This window comes from Clostridium sp. DL-VIII (assembly GCF_000230835.1).
Classification (GTDB): Bacteria; Bacillota; Clostridia; order Clostridiales; family Clostridiaceae; genus Clostridium.
In genome coordinates this window covers 1,889,841-1,904,800 of sequence record NZ_CM001240.1, presented here as the reverse complement: position 1 = coordinate 1,904,800, position 14,960 = coordinate 1,889,841, and the positions used below count along the sequence as shown (strand labels likewise).

Sequence of the window (14,960 nt, the reverse complement as noted above, 5' to 3'; positions counted from 1 at the left end):
TCTAATGCAAGTCTACGCCGCGCTTTCAGCGAGCGCGATTTTTATACTTTCCTATACAATAAAAAAATATAATTTAATAAATGAAATTATAGACAAACAACTGACTAAATTATTTTTGTGGTAAACTTAAAATACCTTTTAATAAATTAAATTATTCTAAAAGTAAGCATTATGGTATTTAAACAGATAAAAAAATATAGAGAAAAAACTTCTCTATATTTTTGATTATATTATCTACTTACCAAATAATTTAAGCATTATCTTATTTTTTTAAATTTAATACACATCTATGTCCATCTACATCAAAGCATTTATTACATGATATACATCTAACTTTATAGCTAGGATTCTTCTCCCACTTATTTATTAAATCAGGTTCTGAATTAAGCGGCCTAGCTAATGCGAAATATTGAACATTGCTTTCGTTTAAAATTTCCTCCATCCCATTAATGCTTCTATTACCACTCACTAAGATTACAGGTGTTGTTATTTGCTTTGACAATTCCTCCGCAAAATCTTTGAAATGCGGCTGAAATTCTACACCAGGTACTTTAGATCTTACAGACTTATTATCATTTTCCCAAACTTCATTAAATGATTCATTTCCTCCTGAAACTTCTATTGCATCTATTCCCATTTCAGATAATCTTCTACATACATATAGACTATCTCTTCTTGTTAATCCTCCTTCAGCAAAATCTTCAGAATTTATTTTTATTAATATCGGAAACTCTTCTCCTGCTTTACTTCTTATATTTTCATATATTTCAAATATTATTCTAGCTCTATTTTCAATTTCTCCTCCATATTTATCTGTTCTTCTGTTATAATACGGACTTAAAAAGTGATTTAGAAAATATCCATGTCCAGCATGAAGTTCTACTCCATCAAAACCAGATTTCTTAACTCTTAAGGCAGCATCTCCATAAGCATTGACTATATAATCTATATCTTCTTTTGTCATTTCTTTTGGCGTAACCTTTGAGACCTGATTTTCAACACTGGACGGGCCAAAGACTTCTTTATCTGTATACTTTGTTTGAGACCCACCATATACGATTTCCATTATTATGTTAGAATTATAATTATGAACTAAGTCAGTTAATTTTTTATATTCCTCTATAAAAGAATCATCATATATTCCTAACATTTTAGGATTTGGCTTTTCATTTTCTGTAACATAAGTATAACTGGTTATTATTGTTCCCACACCACCTTTAGCAAACTCTTCATACATATCATATAATTCTTCTGTCATATGCCCCTTATCATCTGCTAAAGCTTCCCATGTTGCTCCTTTAAAAAATCTATTTTTTAATTTCATATTTTTAATAGTGGTATTTTCAAATAAGTTTTTCATTCTCTTGCCTCACATTCTTGTATTTTCTGTAAGGCTATTATATAATAAAGCAAATTTTATAAAAAGTATGCACTTTTTTGTTAGGTACTAACTAAAAGGAGAGAATTAAATGATAGATTATAATCTTGTAGATATTAAACCCTTTTCCTATTCTATGTCACTAATTAATGGCAAATGGAAAATGCACATTTTATTTTGGCTATGGAAAACAAATATTCTAAGGTATGGAGAATTAAAAAAAGTTTTAGGTGACGTTTCCCATAAAATGTTAAGCAATCAATTAAGGGAGCTAGAATTAGATAACTTAATTATTCGCAAAGAATATCCTCAGGTTCCTCCAAAAGTAGAATACAGTTTATCAGAAAAAGGTTTATCACTTATGCCTGTTATGGAAGCTCTTTGTAATTGGGGCCATGATCATATTAAAGATGAGCACTTTGATTAAATAGAATCCATACTATAAATTAGTTTTTATGATTTCAATGTATTATAACCATAAAAATACTATCTACAATACTTATTTAGTATTGTAGATAGCCTAAAAATCACTAATATTTTATGCCTGGATTTTTATATGAGAAAATGTTTTAAATTCAAATAAACCTTTATCAGTTAATTTAATTTCTGGAATAACGGGAAGAGTTAGAAAGGATAGAGTTAAAAATGGATTAAACTCTTTTTCAAATCCTATTCTATTTAAAGCTTTATTCAAATCATAAAGCTCTTCTTTAACTTTTAAATAACCATTCTCAGACATTAATCCTCCTATCGCAAGGGGTAATGATGCTACAACTTCTTTACCTGAAACAATTGCAATTCCTCCATTCATCTTTTTTATATGATCTACTGCTAATAGCATTTCTTCATCAGAGGTTCCAATAACAACAATGTTATGAGAGTCGTGAGCTACCGTTGTTGCAATGGCTCCACTTTTTATACCGAACCCCTTAACAATACCTAGCCCAATATTTCCTGTTGAATGATGTCTTTCTATTACAGCTATCTTTAATTGATCCTTTAAAATAGATGTGCTAAAATAGCCATTATTTATATCAGCTTTTTCGATTTTATGATATGTCATTAGGCTATTAGGAACAATTTCTATTACATTACATAATTCCGAAGATAATTGTATTTCCAAATCATTTTTTCTAAGTTCTTTCATATTTATCACAGGTAATTTTGAAGCTAATTCTTTGTTATTTTCACTTCCATTAATTATTGCATCATTTACTTCTCCATTCTCTACAATACATTTTCCTCTCTTTATAACTTTATTAACTAGAATATTATGCAAATCATCTACTATTAATAAGTCAGCCTGATATCCAGGTGCAATTGCTCCTAGACTACGAAGTCCGAAAAACTCTGCTGCATTAATAGTTGCCATTTGAATTGCTGTAATAGGATCAAGACCTTCTTTTATAGCAAGTCTTACATTATGATCCACACTTCCTTCATCAATCAAATCATCAAGTAATTTATCATCTGTAACCAACATACATCGCCTTGAATTTATGGGAGTAATAACTGGCAGAAGTGACTTTAAATCCTTAGCAGCTGTACCTTCCCTAATCATTAAATACATACCTAATTCCAAACGATCTTTTGCATCTTGTACATTAGCACATTCATGATCTGCATAAATTCCTGCTGATGCGTATATATTTAATTCTTCTTTACTAAGCCCAGCAGCATGTCCATCCACAATACCTCCATTTATATTAGTATTAATAAGTTTTTTAAGCATTTCTTCATTTAGGTTAGCTACAGATGGAAAATCCATGACTTCTGCAAGACCTAATACCCTTGGATGTGAGTAAAAAGGTTCTAAATCATCTGCATCTAGTCTTGCTCCACTACTTTCAAATGGAGTTACCGGAACACAGGAAGGAAGCATAACAAACACATCGATAGGTAACTTTTCTGATGCGTTTAACATAAAATTAATCCCTTCTGTCCCCGCAACATTAGCAATTTCATGTGGATCTGCCATTACTGTAGTAACTCCATGCTTAATTAGTACCTTTGACAATTCATTTGGTGTAAGCATTGTACTTTCAATATGCATATGACCGTCAATAAATCCAGGAACTATAAACCTACCATGTGCATCTATAATTTCTTCACCCTCATACTCTCCAATACCTGCTATATATCCATCTACAATTGCCACATCACCTTCTGTGATGCTTCCAGTAAAAACATTTACTATCTTTCCATTTTTTATAACAACCTCTGCTTTTATTTCCTTCTTTGCTACCTTAATTCTTTTCTTTAAAAAAGACATATTACTTTTCATAAACTACACTCCTTGCTACAACTAATAAATTTATTTTGTTTATATAAATTTTATTATCATATTGCTAATTTAAATTATAAGTCTCTAGTATAGATTTAGATGTAATAGCAATTTACCATTGAAATTTATATAAAATAAAAAAATCCTGATTACGAAGAAAAATGAATAACCAATTTTCTTCGTAATCAGGATTTTGTGGTTCCTGGTAGAGACCTTCAAACCATATTATTGAAGTTATACGAACTACTTTTCTATTAATTTTTATATCATTATAGCTTAGTATAAACGTCCTGTCAATTTAAATTAACAAATTTAAATATAATTAATTATTTAAAAAATCAAATCTTTGGAAAGTAGCTTTTAGGGATTAACCACTCAAGAACCCTCACATTATTAATATCCTTATAGAAAAATTTATTTACTATAGAACTCAAAATGCAGTAACTATTTTATCATTTTTATCACCTATTTTTTATATGCTTAAATATTTTCAGATTAATATCAAAAAAGAGTTATAAGAAAATCTTATAACTCTCAAAATAATCACAAACTATCTTCTATTATTTTGTTGTTTTCTAGCTCTTCTACAATCAGGACATCTTACTGGTTCGTTGTCAAATCCTTTTTCTTTGTAGAATTCTTGTTCTCCAGTTGTGAAAACAAATTCATTTCCGCAATCTTTACATACTAAAGTTTTATCTTCCATTTTAAATTCCTCCTTCTAAATTAAAGATTAATATATCGATTCATATAATTCTCTAAAAGGAGAAATGCATAATATCTATAAAAAACCTTTTTCATTACAAAACTTATTATAACAGCTTTTCTTTTAAATATCAATCCTTTATTTTCATTTTTTTTAATATTTATATTTCTGTTAATTAGTTTTTAATATTTATAATTTATGAATGGTTAAATCATAAAAAAAGACTGTAAGATAACTCTTAATATAATACATAATAAATAGTATTTTAAACATTCATAAATTTATTGTAGTATACACTATATTGAGCCTAAAGTATAGTGTTTTTATATGGAAATGCTATACAAGTTAGCGTTATAAATAAATTTCAAAGATATATTAATTAACACCTAATATCCAAGGTTTCTGAATAGTGGTTTTTAAATTGTTATAAGCATTAATAATATTTCTTAGGGAAGTATCCAATTGTTGACTTTTTAAAACTATAGCTTTATAATCATTTTCTGTCATCATTCCTATATCTACTGATGTTTTGGCATATCTAAGCTTAGTATTTGTTGATTTTATTACATCATTTAAATCATTTATTTTATTTTCCAAATCAAGTAATGTTGAATAAGCTTGTTTTAATCCATTTTTCAAACTCTTTTTTGAGTCATCTAGTTTCACTTGAGCCTCCTCTACACCATATTTACCATCTAAATAACCACCATACTTAGTAATATCCATATAATACTGTAATGCACTTTTCTCATAACCTATAATTTGAAGAGCATAAGTACTAAGTCCAACGGAATAAGCACCTTCATCTAGTTCACTATTTCCTGTATCATCATCTTTTTTCATATATAAAGCTGGAGATGGAATGCCACCAGATGGCATTTGGGGAATATCTTTATCAATAACATCCTTTACCCCATCATCCTTTAAATCTTTTAAATAATCCTTTGTAAGATCAATTAACTTTTGATTATATTCTAAATAAGAATCAATTTTATTATCTATGTAATCATCAATTGAACCGTCAATTTTGAATACATCATATTTTATATTTTGATCCAAAGTGCAATAATTTGATAAATTTAAATTAGTCAAAACACCTAAATAATTCATACTGTCTCTTAAGGAATTTTCTTTTGCAGCTATATCATTTTTTAAAGAATCAATTTCAATTTGTTTATCTATTAATTGATTTGAAGTTGCCATTCCTATGTCCACTTTTGTTTTTATTGTTCCTAAATCTTTATTTTTTATCTCTAAGTTCGTTTCAGATTGATTTAAGTCTATTTGTTTTATAATGATATCGTTGTATTTATTAGTAATATCATTAGCTATTTGATCCTGCAAAAAATCTCTTGATTGATTAGTTTGCTTTTCCAAAAGTTCAAGCTTATCATATGGAAAGTCATATACTTTTTCACCAAGACTTTCATAGAAATTATTGGTTTTCTTTTGAAGTGTCTCTTTGTTTCTGTACGTTAATATTTGCTGTGACTTTAAATTTATATCTTCACTATTGTTTATGGCCGAATTTACAACCTGATCTAAAGTAAGAATCGGCTTTTCATTAGATATTTGTCCATTTATTATTGAGTTACTTTCGTCGTTTATTATTTCAGTATTAATGCTTTCATTGCTTTTTTGTGTATCTACTGCGAAAGCCGGAGTTACAATTGTATTCATTATACTTAATCCAATACAAATAGCAGCCACTTTTCTAATATTTTTCTTCATTGCTTTCCCCCTACCTTAAGTATTTAAAATAAAAGTTTAATATTTCTATTTTTATTAAACCCAATTCTGCTTAAACTATTATTTTGCCTCTTCTGCATAAATTGCTGTCAACATTTCTTCATCTTCACTCTTCTCTTTTTTTCATATAATTCTTCTCTTATTTATATATTTACTTAGTGCAATTCTAGCAGAATATAATACTGCTCCTGCCAAGAACCATTCTAAAGCATAAACTACTCCATTTTTTATAGCTGGTAATATAATACCCCAGCCTGATCCTTTTAGATTTAGGAATTTTAATGGAAGTGCTACATTCATAAGCGGCCATATGCTCTTAATGATTTTAGGAAGTCCACTAGGCATAGCATACTCTGGAAATGGTATTCCACTGGCTAAAAGTGTAACTATATTCATCATGGTATAAAATTGAGTAAAATATATCAAATTATCAAATATGGCTGCAAACACAACCCCAATAGCTGTAATACCTGCAAGAAATACGGAAGTTAATGCCGAATATTCTAATATGTTTCCATGAAGAGGTAAATCAAAATATTTGTCTAAAATTAATAAAGCAATAAAACTAGAAAAAACTGCTATAGTAATAATCATTAAAATTCTTGCTAACATAATGAATATATTTTTTATGATATCTTTTGGCTTAGCATTAATTAACTTCAATTGCTTTCTATTTTTTATTAATCCAGGTACTAAAAAAGTCATAAGAAAGGTTCCCTGCAATAAGTATGGTACAAGTAAATACATTAAATATCTCATGTAACTAAGCTGAGGTTCATAAAGTATGCGTTCAGTATAAGAAAAAGTTGCAATAGATTTAGCAGCATCGTAGGGCAGCATATTTTTTCCTTCAAACACCTTTAGCTGAATTCCAGCATTTATGGTTCCTATAACTGCATTACTATAAGCATACAAATTATTTCCAACAACAATATTGGTTTCATCTATTAATAATGCAACACTTGGCGATTTCTTTTTAACAACATCTTTATTGAAATTTTTAGGTATAACAATTCCGCCGCTGACCTTCTTATTTTTAATTACCTGCTGCAAATCTTCCTGTGAATCCGTATAGTAATTAATGTTTATCCCCGGGCTTTTTTTCAGTTCTTCTATTATAGTTTTAGATAAAGATGAGTTATCCATATCTACTATTCCAATTGGAATATTTTCTACATAGATTTTGCTGAACATAAAGGCAATAAGAACTACTGTACTAATATGAATAAAACTAAGATAAACGATACTTTTTTTATCTCTGGCTAGAAACTTCAGAAATCTCATCTTTATTCCTCCTCTCCATAACTTTATTCCATATTTTATTTTTAACGGTTGGTAATTTTTCCAACGTACTTTGAATTATCATTAAAATCAATATGGCAATCCATGTATAGATCATGTATTTTATTAAATAATTCAAATTATCTAAAACATCATTAAAATTCAATCCTAAAAGAGATAACTCTCTCATTGGAATACCATAATATAGGAAAGGAATATATTTAGATATAGTCTTAAATACATCAGGTGCAGACATCAAAGGAAATGTATAACCTGCCAGCAAAACTGTAGCTGAGACAATAAGACTAGAACTACTTACAGCTTCAAGCTTTTTTTTCATAAGCAATTTGAATAGTATGCCTAGATTAACAGTAATAATACTAAAAATTATAGTTAATGCAATTGCAGCTTTAATAGATCCTCTATAGGGCATTTGAAAATATTTATATTGTATAAATATCAATAAAAAAATTGAAATTGAACCTATTAATCCAGAGGCAATACTTTTAATTAATAATAAAAAATAATTTTCCTTTTCCTTTACTATCAAAACTCCAAGTATAATGATTCCTATTTGTGCAATTCCAATTAACATTCCCTGAAGCATAAAATTAGTTGTACTTCTCGTTGAATTCCCTATAAATATAGAATTAATTTGTATAGGAATAATATTATTTTTAATTTCTTCAGGCATTATTCCAAGTTTACCTTCTCCAAGCTTCATTAAATAACTAATCCTTATAGTTCCTAAAATTTCGGCTATTCTACTTTTACTAGCACTTACCGCCGACATCTGCGCCCCATCATAGCAAATCATAATTCTAGGTGCTTTTCCAGCAGTTAAATCCTCAGAAAAATTTTTAGGTATAATAATGCCCACTACAACTCTTCCTTCATCTATTAAGTTTTTAGTTTCATCATCTCTATCACCATACTTAACTATATTAAATACTTCATTTGTATTTACTTGTGTAACAAAGTTTTTACTCAAGGCAGAATTATCATGATCTACCACTATAGTTGGAATATTGTTAACCACATGCTGACTATATGTATAACCTAAAATAAAACTTGAAATAGCCGGTAATATTAAAAGTAATATACTCGAAACTATAACTTCTTTTGAATTTTCAATCGTTTCTTTAAGCCTCAATACTATTTCTTTCATGCCTATTGTCACATCACTTTCCAAAATCAACAAAAGCTGTCATACCCGAACGAAATGCTTTATCATTATCTGCAAGTTCAATCTTAACACCATAAGATAATACATCAAATTCACCATTATCATTTGTTGCTCTTTTAACTGCAAAATCAGCATCTTTATTAATTCTAACTACTTTTCCCTTAAATGTTTCATCATTATATGCCGGGATCTTCACTGAAACGTCTTGATTCAAATCTACTTTAGACAAATCATTTTCTCTAACATTGCACAATATTGATGGCTCATTAGTTTTAGTAACTACAGCAAGCTGCATTCCTGTTGATACAGTTTCACCCTCCTCAACATTCACTTGTGTCATTGTGCCGTCTTCTGGTGCAGTAACTGTTGCATAATCAAGATTTACATTAACTCCCTGAAGCGCTGCTTCTGCCTGCTTAATCTGACCTTGAACTGATTCAACTGATGCATTAGCCTGATCTACTTGTGCCTGTGCTGCTTTTATATCTTCTGGTCTTGCACCCTTTTGTACCAAATCATATTTGTCTTTAGCTACCTGTGTCTGAGTTTCAGCATTATCTAAATCCGACTTAGTAATTGAACCTTGCTGATACAAAACATTTAGTCTATCTGAAGTTATTTTTGCAAGATCATAAGCTGATTTAGCTTGGTCAATTTCCTCTGGCCTGGCACCATTTTGTGCTTCTTCAAGTTTTGCACTAGCTGCATCTCTAGCTGCCTGTGCTGCACTTAATTGAGATTTTGCTGTTTCAATTTGAGCTTGAACCTGAGCCTGCTGAGCCGCTAATGTATCACTATCAATTACAAGTAGTACATCTCCCTTTTTTACGCTGTCTCCTTCTTTGACTTTAACTTCTTTAACCTTTCCAGGGATTAAAGTATTTACATTAACATCAGTCATATCTACATTTGACTGAACTATTAAATCATTTGAAGTCTGCTTTACCAACTTGTCCCCTGTTAACGTAAATAATGAAACACATCCTGTAAATGCATTAGTTACAAATAATAAAACTACTAATATTGTTATATTTCTTATTTTCATAAAATTCCTCCTATCAATCAACCTAATACCTTATTTATAAAATTAAAATTCCATAATTAGACGGTTTCTATCTTCTTCTTCTGATGTAAAAGTATGTATTGACATGATATTTTTTGTATACTATCATCTATATATAGACACAAGTCTATTATAGAAATATATGGTTTTTTATTCAATAATCAATATTAATGTATAAGTCTGTTAATAAACTAAAATGTTATATTTGTCTATTATACAAGTATTCCTGTAATAAAGTGTTTTGGACTTTGTAAGAAATAAAAAAACCTGATATAAACATATTGTATGTCACTTGCAAGACGACAAAACATTTATATCAGGAGGTTAACTTAAATGAATAATATAATAATGGTTCCAAATACTTTAATTTTAGGAATAGACATCGCAAAGGATAACCACTATGGTCAATTTATAGTAAATGGTGAATATATTAAAAAACCATTCTTAATAAAGAATACCAAAGAATCTTTTGATTGTCTATTTGAAATAATGAAAGAATTGACTGAAAAGTATGGAACAGTTCATACTCTTGTAGGGATGGAACCAACAGGTCATTACTGGAAAAATATCGCCTATTATTTGAAAAATAGAGGCATAAGCTTATGCTTGGTAAATCCTTATCATGTTAATAAAACCAAGGAACTAGAAGACAATAGTCCAACTAAAAATGATAAAAAGGATTCTAGAGTAATAGCAAGACTTATATATCAAGGTCAATATCTTACATGTATGTTTGATGATGAATTATACGTTAATTTGAGAATAGCTAGTAATAGCAGGCAGGATTTAAAAAAGCAATTAATTAGAGAAAAAGTTAGACTAATAGCGCTATTAGATGAATATTTTCCTGAGTTAAGAAAGTTATTTTCTGATATTTTAGGTAAATCATCATTAGAAATACTAAAAAAATGCCCGTTCCCGAAGGATATAAGAGGTACAGGGATTGACAAAATTACAGAATTGCTAAAAGGTGCCACCCAAAATAGAGTTGGAATAAAAAAAGCAACTTTAGTTTGTGAAGCAGCAGAAAATTCTATAGGTGTCCCTGTCGGTTTAGATGGAGCTAGATATAGATTAAATCTTATAATTAAAAATTTAGAAAACATTCAAAAGCAAATAGATGATATTGAACTTATAATGCAAAAATATTTAATTCAAACTGGTTATTCAGAATACATCTTAAGTGTAAAAGGAATAGGTATAGTTACTGCATCTAGTTTCTTAGCAGAAATAGGAGATGTATCAAAATATGATGATTATAAGCAAATTCAGAAAGTTGCAGGTTTAAATTTAAAAGAAACTAGTTCCGGCAATAAAAAAGGAAAAACAGAAATAAGCAAAAGAGGTAGGCCTAATTTAAGAAATATTTTATATCAAGCATCATTGGTTATGGTCGCTAAAAATGAAGCATTTAAAGAAGTTTATGAGCATCTTACAAAAAGAAATAATAATAAACTTACAGGAAAACAAGCAATAGTTGCATTAAGCGTAAGACTTATCAAAGTCCTTTATGTTTTATGTACTAAAAAAGAACTTTATTCTAATGACAAAGTTCATGGACTAGAAAGTTATCAAAAAGTAGCTTAAGGAAAGTATAAAGATTGTATTGGAAAAAGATTGTTCTTTAAAAAGAGTAAGGTTAAGCGCGTTCAACCCTCCATAAGGGCTTAATTGACCCAGTATACAAGGATTACTGCAACACCTGCTCTAAAATGCAGAACGAAGGAATGATAGAGGCATTAAAAATATGTACTCAGGGAGACATGATAGGGTCAGCATTAGAGCGTTCGAGGTGTATACCTTAAAAAATTGAAATATTAAGCTTTAATTGGTGGGTTCTACGACTCTTAAGTAAAATAAATCTATTTATTCAATATAATCTCAAGTTATTCATTTGAACTACTTTATGATATAAATGAAATCTTAAGAAATTAAGAGAATAATAAAGAAAATACTCAATTTATTGAGATAGGAGGATTATAATGAAAGATAGGCGTATAAGAAAAACACAACAAGCCATTCATTCTGCTTTTGCAAAATTACTAATAGATAAAAATATTAATGATATTACCATAAAAGAATTATGTGAAGTTGCTGACATTAATAAGAGCACATTTTATCTACATTATAAAGATATCTATGATTGTGCAGATTGCTTAATGAATTATGTTGTAGATAAGACTCTTAAAATTATGGAACCCTATGACTTCACTGAACTAGTAAATCATCTACCAGACATAATGGATGAGATATTGCTTATATTTAGAGAAGATAGAGAACTCTATATACCGTTTTTTAATTCATCAAGGCATTCTCTTTCTCTATATAAAATAAAACAACTTACAATTGAAAAGCTCCTAAAAAAAACCGAAAACAATAACCTCCCTAGAATCATTAATAAAACTACTATATCATTTATTGTATGCGGAATTTTTGGTGTTCTTGAGCAAAATGAATTTGATGAAATAACTCCTGATGCAACTTCATTGCTAGCACATAAAATTCAAAATGGCTTTATTCCTTCTAAAGATTTTTTAAAATAAATATAGACCAGTTAAATTATATACATAAACATAAAAACACCCGTAATATTGAAAATCTAAATTCAATATTATGGGCGTTTTCTCTTTCGCAATAACTCAATAGATGCATAACATGCAATCAATCAAACCTGATCTGTTCTTCCTTTATATAACTTCATTCATTTAAATCAGTATAAACTCCACTTTTAGAGTAAATAGTCCATTCGCAGATATTTGTTACATGGTCTCCTATTCTCTCCAGATACTTTATTACGAATAGAAGGTTTATTCCCTTTTCAGTTAAACTTTCATCTAGTTTTATATCGTTAACAAAGCCTGTGAATAAAGATTTATAACAAGCATCTATCTCATCATCTTTTTCGCAGATTTTATAAGCCATTTCATCATCATTCTCAATATATGCATTTATGGCTAACTCTATCATCATTCTCACCTTTTTCTCCATTTCCCATAGAGTTTCTAAGCTCTTTGAAAAATTATTAACCTTGCCACCCATCCTTTTGGTTATTTTGCATATATCAACTGCATGATCGGCCATTCTTTCTAAATCCGTAACTATCTTTGATGCAGTCATAACTTTTCTTAAATCTGTTGCAAGAGGCTGCTCTGCTGCAATAAATTTGATGCATAGCTCTTCTATTGTCTTTTGCAATTCATCAACCTTATCATCACTTTTAATTATATTATCAGCTATTTTTATATCATAGTTCTTTAAACTTAACATGCTTTCATATATTTGTTTCTCTACCAGGTTAGCCATAATTACCAATTGCCTATTGATATTCTTTACCCTAATATCCTGTGATCCTCTCGTCATTGTTTTTCTCTCCTCTTTTTACCACTTATTATGTACCTTATTTATTTTTTAGAAATTCAACCTATATTTCCACTTCCACTTTATATTCTTGTATTTAAACCGCTTTTATATTCCTGTTTCATATATATTTTTCTTATATTACATTAATATACTAGAACAGTCAAGAACTATAGATATCCAAATTAAGAAATATATTTATAGATTTAAATATATACTATACCAGAAATTACAGGTACTCTTTTATGCAGTGTTACATTAGAGAATTAGTTGTAGGTATTTCTTCATCAGAAGTTGTTCCATTTTTGCTTGTCACAAGCTTGTCTTGGGAGCATGCAAAAATGGTGCAACTTTTGGTGTTAGAAATCCTTAGGCTAATTCTCTTAAGTAACCGAAATAACAGAGTCCCTGTAATTTCGGTTACTTATCACATAAATCTAAATTTAAAATTGGATATCTGTAAAAGCAAAAGATGCCCTTTATAAAAGGACATCTTCGTTTATTACAAGAAATTTATGTTTTACTCGTTTAAATCCACATAAACTCCAGTCTTTGAAAAAATAGTCCATTCGCATATATTAGTTACATGATCTCCTATTCTTTCTAGATATTTTATTACAAATAACAATTGTGTTCCTTTTTGAATTAAATTTTCATCTACTTTAATTGCATTTATTAAACTTGTAAATAATGATTTATAGAATGCATCTATTTCATCATCACTCTCACAAATCTTATAGGCTAATTCATTATCTTCATTAATGTATGCCTCTATGGCAGATTTAGTCATCATTCGTACTTTCTTATCCATTTCCCATAATTCTGATGAACTTCCTTCTAATGACTCTATCTCTCCACCTATTCTCTTTGTTATCTTACAAATATCAACTGCATGATCTGCCATTCTTTCTAGATCTGTAACTATCTTTGAAGCAGTGAATACTCTTCGTAAATCTGTTGCAAGCGGCTGCTCTGTTGCAATAAACTTAATGCATTCTTCTTCTATTCTTTTTTGCATTTCATCAACTTTATCATCATCTTTGATGATTTGATCAGCTTTTTCTAAGTCATAATTCTTTAAAGTAAGCAGACTTTCACATATTTGCTTTTCTACTAAGCTGGCCATTTCTATTAATTCCTTGTTTATATTTCTTACTCTAATATCTTGTGATCCTCTTGTCATAATTCCAATGCCCCTTTCTCATCTTAGCCAAATCTACCTGTAATATAATCTTCTGTTCTTTTATCCCTAGGATTATAAAATATATCTTCTGTTTTTCCATATTCTACAACTTCACCACTTAAAAAGAATGCAGTTTTATCAGCTATTCTTCCTGCTTGCTGCATATTATGAGTTACAATTATAACAGTATAATTCTTTTTAAGTTCATCCATAAGTTCTTCCATCTTACCTGTAGATATAGGATCCAATGCTGAGGTTGGTTCATCCATTAAGATTACTTCTGGTGAAACTGCAAGAGTTCTAGCTATGCATAACCTTTGCTGCTGACCACCTGATAATCCAAGAGCACTTGATTTAAGCCTGTCTTTAGTTTCATCCCAAAGTGCTGCTCCTCTTAAGCTCTTCTCCACGATTTCATCTAATATCTTTTTATTCTTTGTCCCATGTATTCTAGGTCCATATGCAATATTATCGTAAATGGACATTGGGAATGGATTAGGTCTTTGGAATACCATCCCAACTCTTTTCCTTAAATATATATCGTCGCAATCTTTATATATGTCTTTACCTTCAAATAAAACTTCACCTGTTATCTTTACAATTTCAATTAAATCATTCATTCTATTTAAAGTTCTTAAAAATGTGGACTTACCACATCCTGACGGCCCAATAAGTGCTGTAACTTCATTTTTATTTATTGACATATTTATACTCTTTAAAGCCTGATTTTCTCCATAATACAAGCATAAGTCTTTAGTTTCTATAATATTCAT

Annotated in this window: 13 protein-coding genes and 1 riboswitch; of the genes, 3 read left to right on the top strand and 10 right to left on the bottom strand. The window is 29.3% G+C overall.

Annotated features, from left to right (window positions below; all coding sequences use genetic code 11):
• Positions 1-262: 262 nt before the first annotated feature.
• On the bottom strand, positions 263-1,360 hold the full coding sequence (locus tag CDLVIII_RS08700) for an NADH:flavin oxidoreductase (protein ID WP_009169081.1): 1,098 nt from the start codon (positions 1,358-1,360) through the stop codon (positions 263-265).
• Positions 1,361-1,472: 112 nt separating this feature from the next.
• Here CDLVIII_RS08700 and CDLVIII_RS08695 point away from each other — a divergent pair, with 112 nt between their 5' ends.
• Positions 1,473-1,805: a helix-turn-helix domain-containing protein gene (locus tag CDLVIII_RS08695; protein WP_144005421.1), complete on the top strand. Its 333-nt coding sequence runs from the start codon at positions 1,473-1,475 to the stop codon at positions 1,803-1,805.
• Between the two features lie 111 nt (positions 1,806-1,916).
• Here CDLVIII_RS08695 and ade read toward each other — a convergent pair whose 3' ends face one another.
• The 6 genes from ade to CDLVIII_RS08665 form a co-directional block, all read right to left on the bottom strand.
• Positions 1,917-3,662 carry an adenine deaminase gene (gene ade / locus CDLVIII_RS08690; RefSeq protein ID WP_009169079.1) on the bottom strand — a complete coding sequence of 582 codons (1,746 nt, stop codon included), beginning with the start codon at positions 3,660-3,662 and terminating at the stop codon, positions 1,917-1,919.
• A gap of 162 nt (positions 3,663-3,824) precedes the next feature.
• Positions 3,825-3,924, bottom strand: a riboswitch (purine riboswitch).
• Between the two features lie 288 nt (positions 3,925-4,212).
• Positions 4,213-4,368: a zinc-ribbon domain-containing protein gene (locus tag CDLVIII_RS08685; protein ID WP_009169078.1), complete on the bottom strand. Its 156-nt coding sequence runs from the start codon at positions 4,366-4,368 to the stop codon at positions 4,213-4,215.
• A 375-nt stretch (positions 4,369-4,743) separates the two neighbouring features.
• A complete protein-coding gene (locus CDLVIII_RS08680) occupies positions 4,744-6,099 on the bottom strand; it encodes a TolC family protein (protein ID WP_009169077.1) in 1,356 nt (451 codons plus the stop codon).
• Positions 6,100-6,240: 141 nt separating this feature from the next.
• Positions 6,241-7,401, bottom strand: coding sequence for an ABC transporter permease (locus CDLVIII_RS08675; RefSeq protein WP_009169076.1), 1,161 nt, complete (start codon positions 7,399-7,401; stop codon positions 6,241-6,243).
• Entirely contained in the window at positions 7,370-8,590 is a 1,221-nt protein-coding gene (locus tag CDLVIII_RS08670; protein WP_242835862.1) for an ABC transporter permease, read from the bottom strand. The genes CDLVIII_RS08675 and CDLVIII_RS08670 overlap by 32 nt, the downstream gene beginning before the upstream one ends.
• Positions 8,580-9,629 (bottom strand): efflux RND transporter periplasmic adaptor subunit, encoded by a 1,050-nt coding sequence (locus tag CDLVIII_RS08665; RefSeq protein WP_009169074.1) that lies wholly within the window; start codon positions 9,627-9,629, stop codon positions 8,580-8,582. The genes CDLVIII_RS08670 and CDLVIII_RS08665 overlap by 11 nt, the downstream gene beginning before the upstream one ends.
• A 351-nt stretch (positions 9,630-9,980) precedes the next feature.
• Here CDLVIII_RS08665 and CDLVIII_RS08660 point away from each other — a divergent pair, with 351 nt between their 5' ends.
• Complete coding sequence (locus tag CDLVIII_RS08660) at positions 9,981-11,234, top strand: IS110 family transposase (protein ID WP_009169073.1); 1,254 nt, start codon at positions 9,981-9,983, stop codon at positions 11,232-11,234.
• Between the two features lie 395 nt (positions 11,235-11,629).
• Positions 11,630-12,190: a TetR/AcrR family transcriptional regulator gene (locus CDLVIII_RS08655; RefSeq protein ID WP_009169072.1), complete on the top strand. Its 561-nt coding sequence runs from the start codon at positions 11,630-11,632 to the stop codon at positions 12,188-12,190.
• A gap of 154 nt (positions 12,191-12,344) precedes the next feature.
• Here CDLVIII_RS08655 and phoU (CDLVIII_RS08650) read toward each other — a convergent pair whose 3' ends face one another.
• The 3 genes from phoU (CDLVIII_RS08650) to pstB form a co-directional block, all read right to left on the bottom strand.
• A complete protein-coding gene (phoU, locus tag CDLVIII_RS08650; protein ID WP_009169071.1) occupies positions 12,345-13,007 on the bottom strand; it encodes a phosphate signaling complex protein PhoU in 663 nt (220 codons plus the stop codon).
• A 517-nt stretch (positions 13,008-13,524) separates the two neighbouring features.
• Positions 13,525-14,187, bottom strand: a complete 663-nt coding sequence (gene phoU, locus CDLVIII_RS08645) for a phosphate signaling complex protein PhoU (protein ID WP_009169070.1) — start codon at positions 14,185-14,187, stop codon at positions 13,525-13,527.
• A gap of 23 nt (positions 14,188-14,210) precedes the next feature.
• Entirely contained in the window at positions 14,211-14,960 is a 750-nt protein-coding gene (gene pstB, locus CDLVIII_RS08640) for a phosphate ABC transporter ATP-binding protein PstB (protein WP_009169069.1), read from the bottom strand.

Bases quoted from the DNA above. Each gene is read 5' to 3' on its own strand.
- CDLVIII_RS08700 (WP_009169081.1), bottom strand. From the start codon at position 1,360: ATGAAAAACTTATTTGAAAATACCACTATTAAAAATATGAAATTAAAA.
- ade (WP_009169079.1), bottom strand. From the start codon at position 3,662: ATGAAAAGTAATATGTCTTTTTTAAAGAAAAGAATTAAGGTAGCAAAG.
- CDLVIII_RS08685 (WP_009169078.1), bottom strand. From the start codon at position 4,368: ATGGAAGATAAAACTTTAGTATGTAAAGATTGCGGAAATGAATTTGTT.
- CDLVIII_RS08680 (WP_009169077.1), bottom strand. From the start codon at position 6,099: ATGAAGAAAAATATTAGAAAAGTGGCTGCTATTTGTATTGGATTAAGT.
- CDLVIII_RS08675 (WP_009169076.1), bottom strand. From the start codon at position 7,401: ATGAGATTTCTGAAGTTTCTAGCCAGAGATAAAAAAAGTATCGTTTAT.
- CDLVIII_RS08665 (WP_009169074.1), bottom strand. From the start codon at position 9,629: ATGAAAATAAGAAATATAACAATATTAGTAGTTTTATTATTTGTAACT.
- CDLVIII_RS08660 (WP_009169073.1), top strand. From the start codon at position 9,981: ATGAATAATATAATAATGGTTCCAAATACTTTAATTTTAGGAATAGAC.
- CDLVIII_RS08655 (WP_009169072.1), top strand. From the start codon at position 11,630: ATGAAAGATAGGCGTATAAGAAAAACACAACAAGCCATTCATTCTGCT.
- phoU (WP_009169071.1), bottom strand. From the start codon at position 13,007: ATGACGAGAGGATCACAGGATATTAGGGTAAAGAATATCAATAGGCAA.
- phoU (WP_009169070.1), bottom strand. From the start codon at position 14,187: ATGACAAGAGGATCACAAGATATTAGAGTAAGAAATATAAACAAGGAA.
- pstB (WP_009169069.1), bottom strand. From the start codon at position 14,960: ATGAATATTATAGAAACTAAAGACTTATGCTTGTATTATGGAGAAAAT.